Annotated in this window: 21 protein-coding genes; 4 read left to right on the top strand and 17 right to left on the bottom strand. The window is 55.9% G+C overall.

Annotated elements, in window-relative coordinates; genetic code table 11:
* Positions 1-396: 396 nt before the first annotated feature.
* Entirely contained in the window at positions 397-1716 is a 1320-nt protein-coding gene (locus ACZ5RI_RS06570; protein WP_464515314.1) for a replication-associated recombination protein A, read from the bottom strand.
* 354 nt (positions 1717-2070) lie between these two features.
* Between ACZ5RI_RS06570 and ACZ5RI_RS06565 the strand changes: the two genes are divergently transcribed.
* Positions 2071-2307, top strand: coding sequence for an AbrB/MazE/SpoVT family DNA-binding domain-containing protein (locus ACZ5RI_RS06565; protein ID WP_464515313.1), 237 nt, complete (start codon positions 2071-2073; stop codon positions 2305-2307).
* Positions 2304-2699: a type II toxin-antitoxin system death-on-curing family toxin gene (locus ACZ5RI_RS06560; RefSeq protein WP_464515312.1), complete on the top strand. Its 396-nt coding sequence runs from the start codon at positions 2304-2306 to the stop codon at positions 2697-2699. Before ACZ5RI_RS06565 ends, ACZ5RI_RS06560 begins: the two co-directional genes overlap by 4 nt.
* A 28-nt stretch (positions 2700-2727) precedes the next feature.
* Here ACZ5RI_RS06560 and ACZ5RI_RS06555 read toward each other — a convergent pair whose 3' ends face one another.
* Positions 2728-4596 (bottom strand): DUF7380 domain-containing protein, encoded by a 1869-nt coding sequence (locus tag ACZ5RI_RS06555; protein WP_464515311.1) that lies wholly within the window; start codon positions 4594-4596, stop codon positions 2728-2730.
* Between the two features lie 538 nt (positions 4597-5134).
* Between ACZ5RI_RS06555 and ACZ5RI_RS06550 the strand changes: the two genes are divergently transcribed.
* Complete coding sequence (locus ACZ5RI_RS06550) at positions 5135-5728, top strand: hypothetical protein (protein ID WP_464515310.1); 594 nt, start codon at positions 5135-5137, stop codon at positions 5726-5728.
* A gap of 428 nt (positions 5729-6156) precedes the next feature.
* On the opposite strand, the gene ACZ5RI_RS06545 is transcribed toward ACZ5RI_RS06550, so the two are convergent.
* A complete protein-coding gene (locus ACZ5RI_RS06545) occupies positions 6157-6759 on the bottom strand; it encodes a TetR/AcrR family transcriptional regulator (protein WP_464515309.1) in 603 nt (200 codons plus the stop codon).
* A 234-nt stretch (positions 6760-6993) separates the two neighbouring features.
* Between ACZ5RI_RS06545 and ACZ5RI_RS06540 the strand changes: the two genes are divergently transcribed.
* Positions 6994-7404: a hypothetical protein gene (locus ACZ5RI_RS06540; RefSeq protein WP_464515308.1), complete on the top strand. Its 411-nt coding sequence runs from the start codon at positions 6994-6996 to the stop codon at positions 7402-7404.
* Positions 7405-7626: 222 nt separating this feature from the next.
* Here the strand turns inward: ACZ5RI_RS06540 and ACZ5RI_RS06535 are convergent, their stop codons facing one another.
* The 14 genes from ACZ5RI_RS06535 to rpsH form a co-directional block, all read right to left on the bottom strand.
* Positions 7627-9798, bottom strand: coding sequence for a TonB-dependent receptor domain-containing protein (locus ACZ5RI_RS06535; RefSeq protein ID WP_464515307.1), 2172 nt, complete (start codon positions 9796-9798; stop codon positions 7627-7629).
* Between the two features lie 313 nt (positions 9799-10111).
* Positions 10112-11566 carry a DegQ family serine endoprotease gene (locus tag ACZ5RI_RS06530; protein WP_464515306.1) on the bottom strand — a complete coding sequence of 485 codons (1455 nt, stop codon included), beginning with the start codon at positions 11564-11566 and terminating at the stop codon, positions 10112-10114.
* Positions 11567-11702: 136 nt separating this feature from the next.
* Positions 11703-12131 (bottom strand): 50S ribosomal protein L17, encoded by a 429-nt coding sequence (gene rplQ / locus ACZ5RI_RS06525; protein WP_464515305.1) that lies wholly within the window; start codon positions 12129-12131, stop codon positions 11703-11705.
* A 58-nt stretch (positions 12132-12189) separates the two neighbouring features.
* Positions 12190-13206 (bottom strand): DNA-directed RNA polymerase subunit alpha, encoded by a 1017-nt coding sequence (locus tag ACZ5RI_RS06520; RefSeq protein WP_464515304.1) that lies wholly within the window; start codon positions 13204-13206, stop codon positions 12190-12192.
* Between the two features lie 85 nt (positions 13207-13291).
* Positions 13292-13693, bottom strand: a complete 402-nt coding sequence (rpsK, locus tag ACZ5RI_RS06515; RefSeq protein WP_464515303.1) for a 30S ribosomal protein S11 — start codon at positions 13691-13693, stop codon at positions 13292-13294.
* 4 nt (positions 13694-13697) lie between these two features.
* Complete coding sequence (gene rpsM / locus ACZ5RI_RS06510; RefSeq protein WP_464515302.1) at positions 13698-14075, bottom strand: 30S ribosomal protein S13; 378 nt, start codon at positions 14073-14075, stop codon at positions 13698-13700.
* Positions 14076-14244: 169 nt separating this feature from the next.
* Positions 14245-14841: an adenylate kinase gene (locus tag ACZ5RI_RS06505; protein WP_464515301.1), complete on the bottom strand. Its 597-nt coding sequence runs from the start codon at positions 14839-14841 to the stop codon at positions 14245-14247.
* A complete protein-coding gene (gene secY, locus ACZ5RI_RS06500; RefSeq protein WP_464515300.1) occupies positions 14838-16163 on the bottom strand; it encodes a preprotein translocase subunit SecY in 1326 nt (441 codons plus the stop codon). Before secY ends, ACZ5RI_RS06505 begins: the two co-directional genes overlap by 4 nt.
* 102 nt (positions 16164-16265) lie before the next feature.
* The gene (gene rplO / locus ACZ5RI_RS06495; RefSeq protein WP_464515299.1) at positions 16266-16823 is read right to left on the bottom strand and encodes a 50S ribosomal protein L15; all 558 of its coding nucleotides are present in this window, start codon (positions 16821-16823) and stop codon (positions 16266-16268) included.
* Positions 16824-16895: 72 nt separating this feature from the next.
* Complete coding sequence (gene rpmD, locus ACZ5RI_RS06490; protein ID WP_464515298.1) at positions 16896-17093, bottom strand: 50S ribosomal protein L30; 198 nt, start codon at positions 17091-17093, stop codon at positions 16896-16898.
* Between the two features lie 11 nt (positions 17094-17104).
* The gene (gene rpsE, locus ACZ5RI_RS06485) at positions 17105-17665 is read right to left on the bottom strand and encodes a 30S ribosomal protein S5 (RefSeq protein ID WP_464515297.1); all 561 of its coding nucleotides are present in this window, start codon (positions 17663-17665) and stop codon (positions 17105-17107) included.
* 15 nt (positions 17666-17680) lie between these two features.
* Entirely contained in the window at positions 17681-18037 is a 357-nt protein-coding gene (gene rplR, locus ACZ5RI_RS06480) for a 50S ribosomal protein L18 (RefSeq protein ID WP_464515562.1), read from the bottom strand.
* On the bottom strand, positions 18034-18567 hold the full coding sequence (gene rplF / locus ACZ5RI_RS06475) for a 50S ribosomal protein L6 (RefSeq protein ID WP_464515296.1): 534 nt from the start codon (positions 18565-18567) through the stop codon (positions 18034-18036). The genes rplR and rplF overlap by 4 nt, the downstream gene beginning before the upstream one ends.
* 9 nt (positions 18568-18576) lie before the next feature.
* On the bottom strand, positions 18577-18975 hold the full coding sequence (rpsH, locus tag ACZ5RI_RS06470; RefSeq protein WP_464515295.1) for a 30S ribosomal protein S8: 399 nt from the start codon (positions 18973-18975) through the stop codon (positions 18577-18579).

The following is an 18975-nucleotide window of genomic DNA, read 5'->3' as shown; positions in this document are numbered from 1 at the left end:
ACGACAATTCAAAAAAAACGACCCGCCAGCCAAACCTTTTTCTCTAAACCCCGCTTTTGCTGGCTTTTTTAACTATTTGTTTTTTACCCCGCCCGCGTACCAGCTGTCGGTACCAAAGCTGTCAAAACCACCAGATACGGCCCTAAAGCACCATATTCTACGATTTAGGCCAAAACGCCGTCGGCAGATTGTAGGACCGATTCACCCGCCCCAAACCCTCGCCGCACCCGCTGAACGGAATCGATTCCCCGCCACGCATCCCAAAATCCCAGCCAAAATCACATATCACCCCGCAAAACCGCTCTAAATGCCGATTTCCCCCCCAAAAACGAGACGCCAGATGGTCTTTGGCTGGGCACATAAACGAAACGCGCCGGCAAAGCGGCGCGTTTCGTTTTATTCGTTGGCAGATCCGGCGTTCCGTTTGGCCCGCAGCTTGGCCCAATAGTCGAGTCGCTTCAGCACCTCGCGCTCGAAACCGATTTCCCGGGGGCGATAAAAATTCTGCCGCGCCATGCCATCGGGAAAATAGTTCTGGCCGGAAAAGCTGTCCTCGACATCGTGGTCATATTGATAGCCCGCACCATAGCCCAGTTCCGACATCAGCTTAGTCGGTGCGTTGAGGATATGCGCAGGCGGCATGACGGAACCGGTTGCCTTGGCCGCAGCCCGGGCCGTGTCGATCGCAATCTCCATCGCATTCGATTTCGGCGCCGTGGCCAGATAAACCACGCATTGCGCCAGCGCGATCTCGCCTTCCGGTGAGCCCAGGAAATCATAGACATCCTTGGCCGCCAGCGCCTGGACCACGGCCTGCGGGTCGGCAAGACCGATATCCTCGACGGACATGCGCACCAGACGGCGCGCAATGAACAGCGGATCTTCCCCACCCGTCAGCATGCGCGCCAGCCAATAGAGCGCCGCATTAGGGTCTGAGCCGCGCACCGACTTATGCAGCGCGGAAATAAGATTGTAATGTTCTTCACGTGACTTGTCGTAAGCCGGGGCGCGTTTTTGCACCATCGTAGCCAGCCCCGCGGTATCGAGCGGCGCCACCACCTTCAGGCTGGCAATCTCCTCGGCCAGATTAAGCAAATAGCGCCCGTCTCCATCGGCCATGGCGCGCAAGGCGGCGCGGGCATCCTGCGTCAGCGGCAACGGTTCGCCGTAATGTCCCTCGACCCGCTGCAACAGGGTTTCCAGCGCATCATCATCCAATCGCTTCAGCACCAGCACCGTGGCGCGCGACAGCAAGGCCCCATTTAGCTCGAACGAGGGATTCTCGGTCGTCGCCCCCACCACAATAACGGTGCCGTCTTCCATCACCGGCAAGAACGAATCCTGCTGGCTGCGGTTAAAGCGATGAATTTCATCGATAAATAACAAGGTGCCCCGCCCACTCATCCGGCGGGCCCGGGCGGCCTCGAAGGCCTTTTTGAGATCGGCCACGCCCGAGAACACCGCCGACAACTGCTCGAACTGCAGATCAAAGGCGTTGGACAGAAGCCGCGATATAGTGGTTTTGCCGGTGCCGGGCGGGCCCCAGAAGATAATAGAATGGGGGCGCTTTTCGGCCACCATGCGGCCAATCGGGCCTTCCGGGCCGGTCAGATGGTTCTGCCCCACCACATCGGCCAGGGTTTTAGGCCGCAAACGGTCGGCCAGCGGGCGCGGCGCCTCGTCTTCCATACCGGCAGACTGGAACAGATTGGACATCACCGCCCCTTACAGATATCTGGCGCAGAAATACTGCGAACAGAAAGGGAACGCAAGCGCACACGCCCAACCGGAGCAAAAAGCCTATCCAATCCCTATCCACACCAGTCCAATTTGGCCGGAACCGCCCGACGCAACATTCCATCCAGAAACCAACTCCGGTGGGCTCCCATCAGATGGGGTTACATAAAAACCGTAGCGGCCAGAAATCAGAAATAAAATTACATAAGCAGGAAATAAAACCCTCTTAATCCCCGCAAAAAACGCTTAAAAACCACCCCATTACCCACCCAGACCGTACATTGACTCGCCACAGGTTATAACCTAAATTATAATCACCTGTTGGAGACGATCATGACCACCCTGAAACTGCGTGCTGTCGGCAAATCAACCGGGGCAATCTTCCCGAAAGAGCTTCTGACCAAACTCAACGTCCGCGCGGGGGATGAAATCCATGTCGTCGAAACCAGCAACGGCATTTTGCTGACGCCATCCGATCCCGATACCGCCCGCACCATCGAACAGGCCATCGGGTTTGCCCGCGAAGGCATGCGGGACTACCGCGAGGTCTTCGAAGCGCTGGCCAAATGAGTGCCGCGGGCCAAGTGATCTGGGTGCCGAAGCTGGCGGTGCTGGGCATCCATCAGGACAGCCTGACATTGTTTGGCGGCCTGCCGGGAATCCGGGATGAGGGCGCACTTGATGCCGCCCTCGCCCGCCCGCAGCATAAACAGGCTTATGGGGAAAACAGCCTTGCTGTATTGGCGGCGGCCTATGCCTTTGGCGTCACCAAGAACCATCCCTTTATCGATGGCAACAAACGCACCGCACTGGCCTGCCTGATCGCATTTCTCGGGCTGAACCAGTATCGGCTGGTGGCCGACAAAATCGCCCTGACCCACGCCATGCTCGCGCTTTCTGGTTCAGAACTGTCGGAAGGCGATTTCGCCAGCTTCGTCGCACACCATATGCAGGCACGTTAGCGGCACTTAACCGGATATCTTATGCCCATTAATGTATAGCAGATGGATCGTTTCCCCAGATTTCATCCCAATGAGGGATTAGGGGATAAACAGCTAAACACCATATTAGCCAACAAGCATAATTAGCATCTTCATGGTACGGAGTGCCATCTGCAATTAGTGCATGGGCTACACCGTGTCGAAGACTAGGCCCCAACTTAGAAAGAAACACACGGCGTATATCTTCTGTAAGCGCACGACCAAAGATATCATCTAATTCTTTGCGCATACAATCATACAACCCAGTTATCGTACGATCCTCTTGCGTGCCACTTGCGTCATCACGAGTTGTTACATCATGCCCGGCACTTTTAAGAACATGCCTGAGGATGCCCTCAAGCAATGGGGTAAGAATATAGAGAGCGGCCACCATATCGCCATCGAAGTAGCGGGAAAAACCGTCAACCATCGTTTGCAACAGACGTGGTGGAATTGCCGGGCTATAACAGAGAAGCTCAAGAAGTGTATTTTTCGATACCCTATGCTCAAGCGAAATTATATTACGAGCTACCTCAATCTGCCCCGCGACAGCAAGCCCACGCCGGATACCTTCACGCTGTGAAATCTGCGGCTCGAAATCGCCAGAAGGCCCATTAATGCCAAGATCTATACCGGGAGACGTTGCTAAAACTTTTCCCTCCGCATCTATATGTGATGTACCAAAAATTGCAGACAAAGGATGTTCTGCAACAGCTACCCGGGCTTCATGGATCAGAACTTCGGGATCTGGAGGTCTGGACAGCAATGTAAAACGAAGCAATGCCGTTGATAAACAAAGATTCTCAAACTGAGTTTCCGAATGCTTGATAATATCGCGGATATCCGTTGTTTCAGAAATCGGGATGAGTTCATCGGAAATGCGTGACTGAATATCAACAAGGCGATGTCGAAGTGCAGTTCGGCGTTCCTTAATATTCGGGACACCGTGATACGCATCAATGCCTCGAGACATCCAGTGCGCGGCAACAGATGCCCCACGATCTCCTGCAGCAAATTTCTCTGCAAAACGCACATAGCATTCTGCAACCTCAGTTTTACAACGATAGAATTCATTTTGTTCTTTTGCTGAACGATAAGCTCTCGCTGCCAATTGCCATAGGTCAGCAATTTTATCATCATCGGTATTGGTTATATGATCTGATATAAATTTCTCGGTACTCTTAGCTATATCTGTTGGGGGCACTTGTGCGTAACAAAGCGCCAATTCACCAAAACGAAGAACAGCCCACACTTTCTCCGACGCACAGGCGCAGTCAAACAGGTCTTTCGTTATTGTTCGAAGCTTCGAATTCTCTGTCTCCGGATACCCCAAACCACGTGATAGATTGAACGCAACGCATAGCTTGTCATGCCCTGCCACGCTTAATGCAGTCGTTTCACCATGCGCAGACAATTTTCCTGCATCAAGCATCTTCAATATATCAAGATACGCGTTGAGCGCCTTCAGGCCTGTCTCTTTCTCCTTTCGTCTAAGGAACCAGATAAGGTGCGCCAACCGCGCCTGAAAGACAGGATGTGGAGACATCCCAAGGCAAGCGGACATAACATCAATCAGATGTCCGGAAAAATCGTCAGGGATTGCAGACCTGCGCCCATCTGCAGTTTGGGACTCAGGCCCAAACGGTGGGCAGGTTGGCACTGTGATTTCATGCATCCGCATGATCGCCCTAAGCATTTCAAGGGCTGGACGATGCAATTCCGGAGTTGCAGGATCAGCAAGAGCTGCGCTGAACATGTCTCCATAGACAAACGCTTCAGCAGACGTTCCCTTGCAAACAATCGCATCAATATTAAGCTCGAGAAAATGCTTCTTCTCAGCCTGCTGCCAAGGAGCGGTCGAAACGGGTTCAGACGACATTGCTATTACCAATCCCCATTAATTCAAGTTCGGTTAGGCTAACTCAATCACGCCATCCAGAGAGCAGAGATTCAACAAAGTCATATAAACATCTAATAATTACAATAGTGAACGTTCAGGATAGCTTGGGGCGCGAGGAATGATCGCCCCCTCCGTCATGTCTTCGGCATGCCACGTTCGGCAACGAATGATCATCAGGATCATTTGTTACGCCTCAACCCGCAAAAACGCAGGGGAGGAGAAGGTTGTGACATGCTTCGACTTAGCTCAGCATGAGGAACCTGTTTTATATTGCCAAACCGCCCTCATCCTCACCGTCCTAAACGCTATCCTCAGAGATAAAACGCCATGGCAAAACGCTTGACTTCAAAGACAGTCGCTGAGCCAGTCGAAGGATGAGGCTGGACGTGCCACAGACACACCACCGGAAGCATGCAGAAGCAGAGCGCATTGCAGTGTCTGCATTTCCTTCTTTAGTAGAAGTTCACACTACAACATGATATGTCTCTAATAGCCACGTCACCAAGAGATGATGTCTATGAGAGAAATTTCACCGGCTACAAATTTATCAGCAGAAGACTTTTTTCAAAACATGCCGGATTTTACGCGTGCCATTGTTCTTAAAATTCGAGAACAGAAGAACAATGCTTCGCGACCAAGGCCGTCGGAATATCTGGTAGATAAGTCCGGAATACTTACGTCACCCAAACGTCTTGCGCTACTCGACAAGGTGGCAATGCTGGTTGATGAAAATCTCTGTGGTCGTAGTGAAATGTGCGAGCAATTTTCATCTCTTTTGGCACTTTCTTTAAAATATTTAGGTATAGATGCTCACGCAGTAGGCGGAGACGCGATTTATTTCGACGAAAACCATAAAGAAATCTATCGCTGGAAGCATGTATGGGTTCGTGCCGGGGATGAAGTAATTGATGGCAACTCTGACAGCCTTATAGAAAACCCCGCAGTGCCCAAAGAGGTCTCCGCGCCTCCGTATTGGGGACCTATCAAACTGACGCCTCGCGATAGGCGGTTGCGTTCCGAAACAGGTGCTATAATTGCCGATCACGATGTCACCACAATCTGGTGGCCCGACCTCAAAATATGGCTTGATACTGATTCTTCAGGCGTTTAGCACTCATATATCAACCTTGCCCCACGCCATGCTCACGCTCTCTGGCTCAGAACTGTCGGAAGGCGATTTCGCCAGCTTCGTCGCACACCATATGCAGCAACGCTAAAAACACCTGCGCCGTGATGCATCCCACTTTTCCTCCCCTGTGCCCGCGCACTGGGGAGGCAGCAGGGCCGGTGTCAAGCCGAGCATGACGGTGGGGGCGCAAACGCACCAGAACATATGCAGCTTGGGGCGCGAGGAATGATCGCCCCCTCAGTCATGCCTTCGGCATGCCACGTTCGGCAACGCAGGATCATTCGTTATGCCTCACCACGCGAAAACGCAGGGGAGGAGAAGGTTGTGACATGCTTCGACTTATCTCATGCTTCGACAAGCTCAGCATGAGGGGCCTGTTTTATATTGCCAAGCCGCCCTCATCGCTGAACCTAGAACACAGACGTCGTTTGCGCGAACGTTCGGGCGATGTGCTGATCAATGAGGCTCTGTCGGTCGCACCAGGGAAAATCCGGGCGGGCCAGCAGCAGCGCAACAAGCCCATGTAGCGAAGCCCATATGCTTTGGGCCAGTGGGGCCACCGCGTGGGGTGGTAAGCCTGCACCGATCGTCAGAGTGATAGCTTCTCTCAGAAGATCGAAGGTCTGCAGGCCCGCCGTCAGGACGGGCAGTCCACCAGATGTGGCATCTGGTGCCAGATCGCGCTTTTCAACCATAAACGCCAGGCGATACGCGTCAGGATGCGCCAACCCGAATTCGATATAGATTTTTCCGAAAGTGCCAACATCCCCGCCCCCGCGCCTGAGCACCGCAAGCCCTTTGGCAAGCTGTACCGCCAACGCCTCGAATGTTCGCGCACAGGCTTCGGCGGCAAGAGTCTGTTTATTCGGGAAAAAGGCATAAAGGCTCGGCTGCGATATCCCTACGGCAGCGGCAATCTGCCGGGTCGTGACAGCATGAACCCCATACTCGCCGAACAACTTTAGCGCTGCCGCGAGAATATCCTCACGACGGTTGCCGGTTGGGTGCGCCATCGCAGTTTTTTTTACTCGCGATTGCATGCGGTTTCCTTTCGTGAATCTCGACTTGACAGTGTAGCCCTAACCTATCACTGATAGGCTATCAGTGATAGGTTGCTATTTACCGCGGTTAGCCCCCCTTGTCCAGCCGCGGCCAGAGCGCACGAAAGGTGGAGCATGAGAATTTCGGGATCATTTGAAATCGGCCTCCGAAAAGAGGTGATAGACCTCTATCGGTGGGTGACGGAGATGACAGATACGGATTACGCATCCTATGCCCGGGGCCACAAAGCCATGGGAAGCTATTTCCGCGACGACTGCTTCCACATGGTCAATGTCGAGGCGATCGGAAATGAAATGATCGTTCAGCACTATGTGATGCAGGAGCATCGGCCCGACCGGGTGGTACTATATTCCCACAACACCGAAGCTTATGTCCTGCGCTGGTTCCGAGCGGTGGTTGGTGTGCCGTGGGAATTGGAAGTGCAGGCAGTGGGGACCAACTGTTGCAGGCTTTTGTGTACGATAGGTGCCGACTTCCCCAATGACCTGGTTGCTGCGGGGGCTTATGTGAACGGCCTTGGTGGCCGCTTTCTGCGTCGGCATCTCGACGAAGAGGGCAAAGCGTTTGCACGGGACATCGAACGAAAATTCGGTTAGGGCAGAAGATTGTATCCCCTGCGCTTAAAAGGGCGGGCCCGGAAAATTCTGGCCTTTGATTATAACCGGTTCTGAACGGTGTGTTGAAGGCCGATGCCGACGTTACTGAAACGTCGGCTTCTGGCGCATCAGAGACCTTCACGCCAGCCCCAGCCATCCGGATCGGATGGTTGGGTTGATGCTGGATGACAGCCATCCCTCGGGCGGGTTCAGGATGTGGTCTTACTCGTCCCGGCTTTCCTCATCCGTGCGGTCGGCTTCGTCTGGCGTTTCGCGTTCCTTTTCACCGCCGAAGGCATACGTCAGTCCGAAGGAAATGCTGCGCCCCTGCATGCGGGACCGGCTCGACTGATACACCCCGGCCGTTTGCTGGATGCTGCTGCCATTTTCCGACGCATACAGATTATTGACCATCAGATTGGCCGAGAGCTGTTTGGTGAAACTGTGTCTGTAGCCGAATTCGCCGCGCAAACTGGCCTTAGACCGGCTTTGCGCCGACACCTGCGCCGCACGATACATATTTCTGAACTGCAGCTGATCGTCCGGCGTGATGCGCCAGTTTATACCACCGCCCATCGACCAGTTGATACCCGACCGCTTTTCAGAAGCGCTGCCAGTATTCGGATCGAATTCCGTGTAAGCGACATAGCCGGAGGCCCTGAGCGACAGCCCCTCCAGAACCGTGATGTTCATATGGGCGCTCATGCCGCTGGCCATGCGGCGGGCAAGATTGCCATAGGTCGTCAGCAGAACCGTGTCTGAAATATTCCGGTACACCGACGAAATAGCATTATCCGTGCTGCGATAATAACCGGTCAGCGTAACATCGTCTTTGCCGCCGAGATAATGATAGCTCACTTCATACGCATTGATCATTTCGGGTTTGAGCTGCGGATTGCCCGCCCGGATATTATAGGCATCACTCGATTGCTGCGCCGGGTTCAGCTGCCCCATGTCGGGCCGATGGGTACGGCGGCTGTAGGACAGCCCGATCTGATGCGTGTCGGTGAGGCTATAGGTCAGATACAGGCTGGGAAAAACGCCCAGCGTTGATGCGTGATCGATCTCGCCGGTGGTTTTCAGATCGGTGGTGACATAATCCTGTTCCAGTCGCAAACCGCCCTTGATGCCGAGGCTGCCATATTTCTGCTGATAGGTGGCAAAGCCGGAATGGGTGGTGCGGTCATATATAAAAAAGCTGGTATAGGCGGCATCCACGCCCCAGTCATCCGTCAGACTGCTGCGTCGGTAGCCATTATTATCCGACTGGTTGGTGATGTCCTCCACCTCGTAACCAGCATTGAACATACCATCATGGGGCAGCGGCAGCGAATAATGCGCCGTCAGTTCTGAATTCTTGTTGCTGCCGTCCTGCAGGCGCAACTGCCAGTATTCGGGCGCGCCGGTGGCGGTAACGACATTGCTGTAGTTCTGATTTTGCAGCGACCAGGATTCGGCGTGTGACAGATGCAGATCGAACCGTTCGCCTTTGGTGGCAAAGTCATGACGATAATCAAGCGAGGTCTGCACATTTTCGTTGTCTGGGTGGGTCAGCCCCAGCCGGGTGATATCGGTTGCGGCACTATCCGAAACGGCGCGCTCGCCCGAGACGGTTTTGCTGGTCCGCGACATATATACGCCGCTCAGATCGATCGTGTCGTTATGGTCGATATCGTAGCCGGCTTTCAGCATCGCAAAGCGCGAGGAGGTATCGTTTTTTGACGAAATATTCTGCGACGAAAGTTCTGTCCCATCCTCGGTGCGGACAATGGCTTGCGCGGTATGGCGAATATTGCGGCGCTCGTTGTAGGAGGCGTTAAGCCGCACACCACCAAGATTGATATTGCCATGAAGCGAAGCACTGATATTGCCCTCGCTGCCGACATTGAGGCGGATGCGGCCCGAGGCCGGTATTTTGCGGTTCCGTTTGGTGACAAGATTGATGATGCCGCCGGAGCCTTCGGCTTTAAATTCCGCCGGGGGATTGGTCATCACCTCGACCTTGTCGATCACATCGGCGGGTAGCTGTTCCAGCGCATCGCCCTGACCTTGCGAAAATAACACCGACGGATGACCATCAATCAGAATGGTCACCCCCTCGCCGCGCACGGTGACATTGCCCTGCGTATCGATATCGACCAGCGGCAGGTTTTTTATCACATCGGCCAGCGAGCCGGTGGCATCCAGACTATCCGGGCTGATGGTATAGACCGTGCGGTCGGGCAGAATCTGTGCCTTTGGCCGCGTGCCGGTAACCGTTACGGTTTCCACATTCTCGGTTGCCTTGGACTGCGACGTTGCCGGTGAAGCCCCGCTTTTTTCCGCCGCCGTGACAGCACTTGTCATGAGGCTGGCTGCGGCACACAGACCAAGCCCAATACGTACATAACGCATGGAATCCCCCCTACCCCATTAAATATGGAAAAAACGCACCCCCAGCGTCATTTGCGACACCGTCAAAGCCGCGATTTTCCTATCCATATTTTACATAAACACCTTTTGCCGACAGGCGCGGCAATGCAATTGAACAATCCGTGAAACCACCATAAGGGGACGTAGAATTGCTGCATCAGCGGCCCCCCAATACATTTATACGTAGGGGCGGCGAATAACCTGCGCTGCTAAACGCATTTTTTTCGAATAAAAAAGGGCGGCACGCGGCCGCCCTTTTTGTCTTATTACAACAAAGAATATATCAGTACACAGATCATCTTCCGACGCGCAACGTCATACGCTGACCGCCGCGATCGACGATAATGAGCCAGCCCTCGCTCTCGAGCAGGCCTTTGAGTTCACTGGTTGAATCGACCGCCTTGCCATTAACACTGCGCACGATATCGCCGGGCTGAAAGCCATAGCGGGCGGCAATCGAGCCTTGGGGCACATCGGTCACCACGACACCTTTGGCAAGCAGGTCCATTTGCAGATCGGTGGCCACCGCCGGTGACAGATTCTCGACCCTGGCCCCGGTCACCGGATTGCGCCCGCCGATGGTCTGGGGATCGCGCGCCGGTTTCTCCGGTGGCAGGTCAAGGCGCACCGTCACATCGCGGGCTTTGCCATCGCTGGCGACACGAACGGCGATTCTGTCGCCGGGGCGGCGGGTCGCCACACGATAGTTCAGTGACTGAATGTCGTCGACCGCGGTCCCGTCAACGCTCAGGATCACGTCACCGGCATGAATCCCGGCATCATCGGCGGGGCTGCCGGGGTAAACGCTTTTCAAAAGCACACCGGAGGGGCGTGACAGGCCGACACTGCCCATCAGCTCGGCCGTGACCGCCTGACCATCCACGCCCATCCACGGCATCTTGACGCCGCCCGAGGCGACACCCTCGACCACCTTGCGCGCCATATTGGACGGAATCGCAAAGCCGATACCAATATTGCCGCCCGAACGCGAATAGATCGCCGTGTTGATACCGACCAGACGGCCATTGGCATCGACCAGCGCGCCACCGGAATTGCCCGGATTGATCGCTGCATCGGTCTGGATGAAGAACTGATAGTTGGAGGCCGAAACCTCGGTCCGGGCCAGCGCCGAAACGATTCCCATCGTCACGGTCTGACCGACGCCGAACGGGTCGCCGATGGCCAGCACCAGATCGCCAACCTGTACCCGGTCGGAATTGGCAAACTCGACCACCGGCAGGCGTTCCTTGGCATCAATCTTCAGCACGGCCAGATCGGTGCGCGGATCCGCCAGCACAACTTTGGCCTTGAACTCGCGCTTGTCAGACAGTGCGACGACAATATCCTGACCGCCCTGCACCACATGGTTATTGGTCAGGATCAGCCCGTCGGCCCGCACGATAACGCCGGAGCCCAGCGATTGCTGCACGCGCTGACGTTGGCCGGGGTTGCCGAAAAACTGCTGAAAGAACGGATCGGCAAAGAAGGGATTGGCTTGCTCGCGCACCACCGTCTTGGAATAGACGTTAACCACGGCGGGGGTGACACGCCGCACGACAGGGGCAAAGGTCAGCTGCACCTGCCCCATCGACTGGGGCATCTTGCCGGTGACTTCGGGCTGCAGCGTCGATTCGGGCAGCGGTTCATCAGAATGACCCGAGCCCACGGCATAGCCAATGCCACCGACCAGCACACCGGCCAGAAGAAATAAGGGAATACGGTATTTCGACATGAACGTCCTCAGCTCCATGATGCACCTTCTCAAGCGATAAGGGCCGGTTACAGGCGGAAAACGAAAAAGGGGGCGGCCCCAAAGGAACCACCCCCATTATCTTTGCGGCGCGAGCCGAAAATCAACCTTGCAGCTGATTTTTATGCAGCAAGACTTAAGCCTGAGCTTCTTCGGAATCGGCCACTTCGACCAACCCTGAATCCTTGCCCTTGGCTTCCGGATCACGATCAATGAACTCGATGATCGCCATCGCGGCATGGTCGCCATGACGGAAACCAGCGTGCAACACGCGGGTGTAACCACCGGGGCGGCCGTTGTAACGCGGGCCGAGTACGTCGAACAGCTTCTTGACCTGGGTCAGGTCACGCACGGTCGACAGCGCCTGACGGCGGGCGTGCAGATTGTCTGCCCCACGACGCGACAGGGTAACCAGCTTCTCGACCACCGGACGCAGGGCCTTGGCCTTGGGCAGAGTGGTTATGATCTGTTCGTGTTTGATCAGCGCCGCGGCCATATTGGCAAACATGGCGACACGATGTTGCGATTTGACGCCGAGTTTACGGCCGGCATTACGATGGCGCATACTATCTATTCCTCGTCACAACCAGGCGCCGATGTACCCATCGGAACCCGGCAAGATATTAATACTGATCCTCATACCTCTTGGCGAGGTCTTCGATATTCTCTGGCGGCCAACCCGCCACATCCATACCCAAGTGCAGCCCCATCTCGGCCAGAACGGCTTTAATCTCGTTCAGCGACTTGCGGCCGAAATTCGGCGTACGCAGCATTTCCGCTTCGGTCTTCTGAATGAGATCGCCGATGTAGACGATGTTGTCGTTCTTGAGGCAATTGGCTGAACGCACCGAAAGTTCGAGTTCGTCAACCTTCTTGAGCAGCACCGGATTAAAGGAGAGATCCGGCTTGGTCTCTTCGGCAACCCGCTCGCGCGGTTCTTCGAAGTTGATGAAGACCTGCAGCTGATCCTGCAGAATGCGCGCGGCATAGGCCACAGCGTTCTCTGCGGTGACACCACCATTGGTCTCGACCATCATCGTCAGCTTATCATAGTCGAGAATCTGGCCCTCGCGGGTGTTCTCAACCTTGTAAGAGACTTTCTTGATCGGCGTGAACACCGAATCCACCGCCATCAGACCGATGGGGGCATCTTCCGGGCGATTGCGATCAGACGCAACATACCCCTTACCGGTGCTAACCGTCAGTTCCATGCGCAATTCGGCGTTGCCGTCGAGCGTGCAGATCACCAGATCGGGATTGAGGATTTCGACATCCGCATTCGCCTGGATCTGGCCGGCGGTGATTTCGCCGGGGCCGGTGGCGCGCAACGAAAGGCGCTTGGGCCCTTCCGCATGCATGCGCAGCGCAACCTGCTTGACGTTCAGCACGATGTCCGTGACGTCTTCACGAACACCTGCAATCGAGGAGAATTCGTGCAGCACGCCCTCGATCTGAATCGAGGTGATGGCTGCGCCCTGCAGCGAAGACAACAAAACACGGCGCAACGCATTACCCAGCGTCAGACCGAAACCGCGTTCGAGCGGCTCGGCGATGATCGTGGCGATATTCGCATTCTCCGGATTGGGCTCAATACGGAGTTTCTGCGGCTTAATCAGTTCTTGCCAGTTCTTTTGAAACATTTTTCCTCATCGTTTCCCGGACGTGTCGGACCACGCCCATTTCGTGCGACGGGTACGCGTTATTTCCGAAACAACAAGAATGGACTTAGACGCGGCGACGCTTGGGCGGGCGGCAGCCATTGTGCGGGATCGGCGTAACATCGCGGATCGACGTCACCGTCAGCCCGACAGTCTGCAACGCACGCAGCGCGGATTCGCGCCCCGAACCCGGACCAGAAACTTCGACTTCCAGAGTACGCATACCCTGATCCATCGCCTTCTTACCGGCATCTTCGGCGGCAACCTGCGCCGCATACGGGGTCGACTTGCGCGAGCCTTTGAAGCCCATCGTGCCAGCCGACGACCAGGAAATCGCATTCCCGGCGGTGTCCGCTATGGTGATGATGGTATTGTTGAAGGTCGCAGCAACATGGGCCACGCCAACAGCAATATTCTTCTTCTCTTTTTTGCGCGTGCGTGCCGCGGGTTTCTTATCCGAGGGTGCCATGGGATTACTTCGTCACTTTCTTCTTGCCGGCAATCGCTTTGGCAGGGCCTTTGCGTGTGCGAGCGTTGGTATGGGTGCGCTGGCCGTGAACCGGCAGCCCTTTGCGATGGCGCAGGCCACGATAGCAGCCCAGATCCATCAAACGTTTGATGTTCATGGCCACTTCACGGCGCAGATCGCCTTCGACCATATAGTCGCGATCGATGATCTCGCGGACCTGGATCAATTCGGCTTCGCTGAGGTCGCTCACGCGACGTTCCATCGAGATGCCGATCTTTTCACAGATCTCTTTGGCCTTAGACGGGCCAATGCCATGGATATAGCGCAGGCCGATCTCGACCCGCTTCTGAGTAGGAATGTTAACGCCGGCGATACGTGCCACGAGTGTCTCCGCTAAATTCTATCAGCTTTTCAGCTGGCCCAATTCGAACTGTTCAACTCACCTTATTCGGCATAAGCAAATGCCTGCCGAAGCGGCGAAAGCCAATTTCAGCACGGGGGCTGGGATTATATGATTACAGCAGTCCCAGTCAACACCCGTCTTTTGGCCCCTAAGCCGCCAACTCCTTACCTTTAGCCTTTTCAACCTCGGCAGCGATGGCTTTGGTAACCACATCGATCGCGGCCATCCCGTCCACCGTCACCAGTTTGCCCTGGCTTTGGTAATACTCCAGCAGCGGCGCTGTGTTTTTGTAGTACACACCCAAGCGCTGTTTTAACGTCTCAGGGTTGTCATCGGCGCGGGCAATCCCGCCGCTTTCCTTGATCCGCTGTTCCACCCGGCCAATCAGGACCGAATCATTAACTTTAAGCTCAATCACCAGATCGACCTGGCGACCACGGGCTGACAGCATTGCGTCCAACGCTTCGGCCTGGGGGATGGTGCGCGGAAAACCGTCAAACACCGCACCATCGGCACAATCTTTCTGGTCATAACGGTCGCCGATGATACCAACGACAACCTCGTCAGGAACCAGGTTCCCGGCAGCCATAATCGATTTGCACTTCAGGCCAAGCTCAGTGCCGGCCGCAATGGCGGCGCGCAGCATGTCCCCGGTGGACAGCTGGGGTAAATTTCTTTCCGCCTGCAGGATCTTGGCCTGCGTACCTTTGCCCGATCCGGGCGGCCCGAAAACAATAATATTCAACGACGTGCTCCCCGCAATTTGGCCTTCTTGATCAGACCTTCATATTGCTGCGCGATCAGATGGCTCTGAATCTGCGCCACCGTATCCATGGTCACGCTGACGACGATCAGGATCGAGGTGCCGCCTAAGGCAAAGGAAACATCCGAACGCAGATATTCCGGGATCAGGCAAACGACGCAGAGGTAGAGCGCGCCGACCAGGGTGATACGGGTCAGAACGTAATCGATATATTCGCCGGTCTTCTTACCCGGACGGATACCGGGAATGAAGCCGCCATACTTCTTCAGATTCTCGGCGGTTTCTTCCGGATTGAAGACGATCGAGGTGTAGAAGAAGGCAAAAAACAGGATCATCAGACCATACAGCGTCAGGTACAGCGGGTGCCCCGGGCTTAAATAGATGATGATGGTCTGCAGCCAGTCGGGCATGTTCGCGGCGTTGAACGACGCAACCGTCGACGGCATCAGCAGAATGGACGAAGCAAAGATCGGCGGGATAACGCCCGACATGTTGAGCTTCAGCGGCAGATGCGAAGATTCGCCACCGAACATCTTCTGGCCAACCTGTCGCTTTGGATACTGCACCAGAAGCCGGCGCTGTGCCCGCTCGAAATAAACGATGAAGCAGACCAGAACCACAGCACCAATCAGCGCCAGAATGAACAGAAGCGGATTGACGGCGCCCGTGCGCACCCCTTCAAGCCCCTGCCCCAAGATCTGCGGAAACCGCGCCACGATACCGGCGAAGATGATCAGCGAAATACCGTTACCAACGCCACGGCTGGTAATCTGTTCACCAATCCACATCAAAAGGATGGTGCCACCGGTCAGCGTAACAACCGCGGTCAGGCGAAAGAACATGCCCGGTTCGATCACGATGTTCGAAGTATGCTCCAGACCAATGGCAATGCCGAAAGCCTGCACCGCAGCCAGAACAACCGTGAGATAACGGGTATACTGATTAATGGTCTTACGACCGGCTTCGCCTTCTTTCTTCAGCGTTTCCAGACTGGGAATAACGCTGGTCATCAACTGCATGATGATCGAGGCGGAAATGTACGGCATGATGCCGAGAGCGAAAATCGCCATACGCTGCACGGCGCCACCGGCCAGCGTATTGAAGACATCCAGAAGACCGCCGGCCTGCGAATTGATGAACTGCGCCATGGCGGCCGGATTGATGCCCGGCATCGGAATATAGGTGCCCAGACGCGCCACAATCAGCGCCCCAAGCGTAAACAGCAAACGCTGCCGCAGCTCCTTGGCTTTACCCAAAGACTTGAAATTGAAATTGGAAGCCAGTTGTTCTGCTGCTGACGGCATTATTTTACTCCTGACCCGGCATGATCGTTATGGCCGGCCCCGTAAGACGGCAAAGGGGCCAGTGCCCTATGGCACCTGGCCCATCGCCTTAAGAGGAACCTGTTATACGGCTGCTGCGCGAGCGGCTTTCTTCTCAGCAGCGTTAACCCGACGCACGGCCTTCTTACCCGGCTGACCGTTCTTGTTCATGTTGACCTTCTTCTTGTAGGTCGTCACGACAGAACCACCGACCTTTTCGACCGCGGCAATCGCGGGGGCGGACGCGCCAGCCACTTCGATTTCCAGCTTAACCGTCAGGACGCCGTCGCCCAAAAGACGAACGCCATCCAGCGGCTTGTTCACCAGGCCAGCCTTTTGCAGGGCAGCCACATCCACCTTGGCAGAAGCATCAAGCTTCTTTTCGTCAACGGCCTTCTGCAAGGCGCCAACATTCACCTCGGCAAAATTCTTGGCAAAAATGTTATTGAAGCCGCGCTTCGGCAAACGCATATGCAGCGGCATCTGGCCGCCTTCAAAGCCATACACCGCATTGCCGGTACGCGCCTTGGCGCCCTTGACGCCGCGCCCGGAGGTTTTACCCAAGCCCGACGAAGACCCGCGACCGACCTTGGTCTTGCGCTTGTGCGCGCCGGGATTGTTGCGGATTTCGTTGAGTTTCATTTCTTATCTCCTCGTCAGGACAGGCCGGTATGCTTTTAAAAGCCCTTGCGGGGCACACCGGCCATCCAGGCGTTATTTCTTGTCTTCGACGATTTCCAGCAGGTGGGCCACCGCACGGATCATGCCGCGCACCGCCGGAGTATCTTCGAGAGTGCGGGTACGACCGATCTTGCCGAGCCCCAGCCCCTTCAACGTCGCTTCCTGTTCCTTAGGCTTGCGATTGGCGCTGCGGGTCTGACGGACGGTCACGGTCTTTTTGTTCTCAGCCATCGTAGGATCCCTTATGCCGTCGGTTCGGCCGTCTTGGTCGTTTCGCGGCGAGAGACAATCTCAGCCACAGAACGGCCACGGCGCTGTGCCACCAAACGCGGCGACTGCTGGTTCTTCAGCGCGTCGAAGGTCGCCCGCACCATGTTGTACGGATTGGAAGTCCCCAGCGACTTGGAAACCACGTCGCCAACCCCCAACGCTTCGAAAATCGCGCGCATCGGGCCGCCAGCGATGATGCCGGTACCAGCCGGAGCCGGACGCAGCACAACCTTACCAGCGCCGTGATGGCCGCGGATTTCGTGATGCAGCGTACGACCATCCTTCAGCGGCACGCGGATCAGCGCCCGCTTGGCCGCTTCCGTCGCCTTACGAATGGCTTCAGGAACTTCGCGCGCCTTACCGTGGCCGAAACCAACCCGGCCACGCTGATCGCCTACCACTACGAGGGCGGCGAAACCGAAACGACGACCGCCCTTCACAACCTTGGCTACACGGTTGATGTGCACCAGCTTATCGACGAATTCGCTGTCACGCTCTTCGCGATCGCCGCGTTCTCTGCCTTCACGCGCCACGAGCCGTATCCCTTCTTAAAATTCCAAACCGCCTTCGCGAGCGGCATCGGCGAGCGCCTTGACGCGCCCATGATAAATGTAACCGCCACGGTCGAAGACAACCTGCTTGACACCCTTGGCGATGGCGCGTTCCGCGATCTTCTTACCGACCACGGTGGCCGCTTCGATGTTCCACGACTTGGTGAGCTTGGCTTCTTTCTCGTTGGTCGAGGCGGAAGCCAGCGTCACGCCAGCGATATCGTCGATGACCTGCACATACATGTGCCGACCCGAGCGATAGACCGACAGACGTAGACGGCCATTGTTGTGCGTCTTGATGCGATGACGTTCGCGCTGACGACGGCGTTCGAAAAGTTTGTTCGACATGGCTATTTCTTCTTGCCTTCCTTGCGGCGGACATACTCGCCCGCATACCGCACACCCTTGCCCTTATAGGGCTCCGGCGGACGATAGCTGCGGATCTCCGCGGCAACCTGACCGACCAACTGTTTGTCGATGCCAGCAACCGTCAGCATCGTCGGCTTCTCTGCCGTAATCGCGATCCCTTCGGGGATCGGATAAACGACATCGTGACTGAAGCCGAGCTGCAGGTTCAGGTTCTTGCCCTGGACTGCGGCGCGATAGCCGACGCCCTGAATTTCCAGCTTCTGTTCGAAGCCATGTGTAACGCCATGCACCAGGTTGTTGACCAGGGTGCGGGATAAACCCCACATCTGATCAGCCCGCTCCATGCCGTCGCGCGGGGTGAGGGTAATGCCGTGTTCGTCGATCGAAGCATCCACTTCCTCGACCAGCGTGACTTTAAGCTCGCCTTTCGGTCCCTTGACCTTGACGGACTTGCCGTCGACAGAGGCGGTAACGCCCTGCGGCACAGGAACCGGCTTCTTGCCGATACGAGACATGCTTCTCTCCTAAAACACCTGGCAAAGAACTTCGCCGCCGACGTTCTTTTCGCGAGCGGTGATATCGGTCATAACGCCCTGCGGCGTGGAGACAATCGATACACCCAGGCCCTGACGGTGGGGTTTAAGCTCTTTGACCGACGCGTAGACACGACGGCCGGGCGTCGACACCCGCTTGATTTCGCGAATGACCGGACGGCCTTCGTGATATTTGAGCTCGATTTCGAGCTCCTTAATCCCCGTCTTGAATTCAACCTCGGCATAGCCGCGGATGTAGCCTTCGGCTGCAAGCACGTCTAGGAGGGTCGTGCGCAAATGCGACGACGGTGATTTAATCTTTGTCATGCCGCGAAGCTGACCGTTTCTGATACGCGTCAGAAGATCGCCAATGGGATCGGTGACCGCCAT

The organism is Micropepsis pineolensis (assembly GCF_055392125.1).
Note: the sequence above shows the minus strand (reverse complement) of the source record. Positions and strands in the feature narration are given on the sequence as shown.

Coding starts and splice junctions, on each gene's coding strand:
- ACZ5RI_RS06570 (WP_464515314.1), bottom strand. CDS start 1,716: ATGTCCAATCTGTTCCAGTCTGCCGGTATGGAAGACGAGGCGCCGCGC.
- ACZ5RI_RS06565 (WP_464515313.1), top strand. CDS start 2,071: ATGACCACCCTGAAACTGCGTGCTGTCGGCAAATCAACCGGGGCAATC.
- ACZ5RI_RS06560 (WP_464515312.1), top strand. CDS start 2,304: ATGAGTGCCGCGGGCCAAGTGATCTGGGTGCCGAAGCTGGCGGTGCTG.
- ACZ5RI_RS06555 (WP_464515311.1), bottom strand. CDS start 4,596: ATGTCGTCTGAACCCGTTTCGACCGCTCCTTGGCAGCAGGCTGAGAAG.
- ACZ5RI_RS06550 (WP_464515310.1), top strand. CDS start 5,135: ATGAGAGAAATTTCACCGGCTACAAATTTATCAGCAGAAGACTTTTTT.
- ACZ5RI_RS06545 (WP_464515309.1), bottom strand. CDS start 6,759: ATGGCGCACCCAACCGGCAACCGTCGTGAGGATATTCTCGCGGCAGCG.
- ACZ5RI_RS06540 (WP_464515308.1), top strand. CDS start 6,994: ATGACAGATACGGATTACGCATCCTATGCCCGGGGCCACAAAGCCATG.
- ACZ5RI_RS06535 (WP_464515307.1), bottom strand. CDS start 9,798: ATGCGTTATGTACGTATTGGGCTTGGTCTGTGTGCCGCAGCCAGCCTC.
- ACZ5RI_RS06530 (WP_464515306.1), bottom strand. CDS start 11,566: ATGGAGCTGAGGACGTTCATGTCGAAATACCGTATTCCCTTATTTCTT.
- rplQ (WP_464515305.1), bottom strand. CDS start 12,131: ATGCGCCATCGTAATGCCGGCCGTAAACTCGGCGTCAAATCGCAACAT.
- ACZ5RI_RS06520 (WP_464515304.1), bottom strand. CDS start 13,206: ATGTTTCAAAAGAACTGGCAAGAACTGATTAAGCCGCAGAAACTCCGT.
- rpsK (WP_464515303.1), bottom strand. CDS start 13,693: ATGGCACCCTCGGATAAGAAACCCGCGGCACGCACGCGCAAAAAAGAG.
- secY (WP_464515300.1), bottom strand. CDS start 16,163: ATGCCGTCAGCAGCAGAACAACTGGCTTCCAATTTCAATTTCAAGTCT.
- rplO (WP_464515299.1), bottom strand. CDS start 16,823: ATGAAACTCAACGAAATCCGCAACAATCCCGGCGCGCACAAGCGCAAG.
- rpmD (WP_464515298.1), bottom strand. CDS start 17,093: ATGGCTGAGAACAAAAAGACCGTGACCGTCCGTCAGACCCGCAGCGCC.
- rplF (WP_464515296.1), bottom strand. CDS start 18,567: ATGTCTCGTATCGGCAAGAAGCCGGTTCCTGTGCCGCAGGGCGTTACC.
- rpsH (WP_464515295.1), bottom strand. CDS start 18,975: ATGGCGGTCACCGATCCCATTGGCGATCTTCTGACGCGTATCAGAAAC.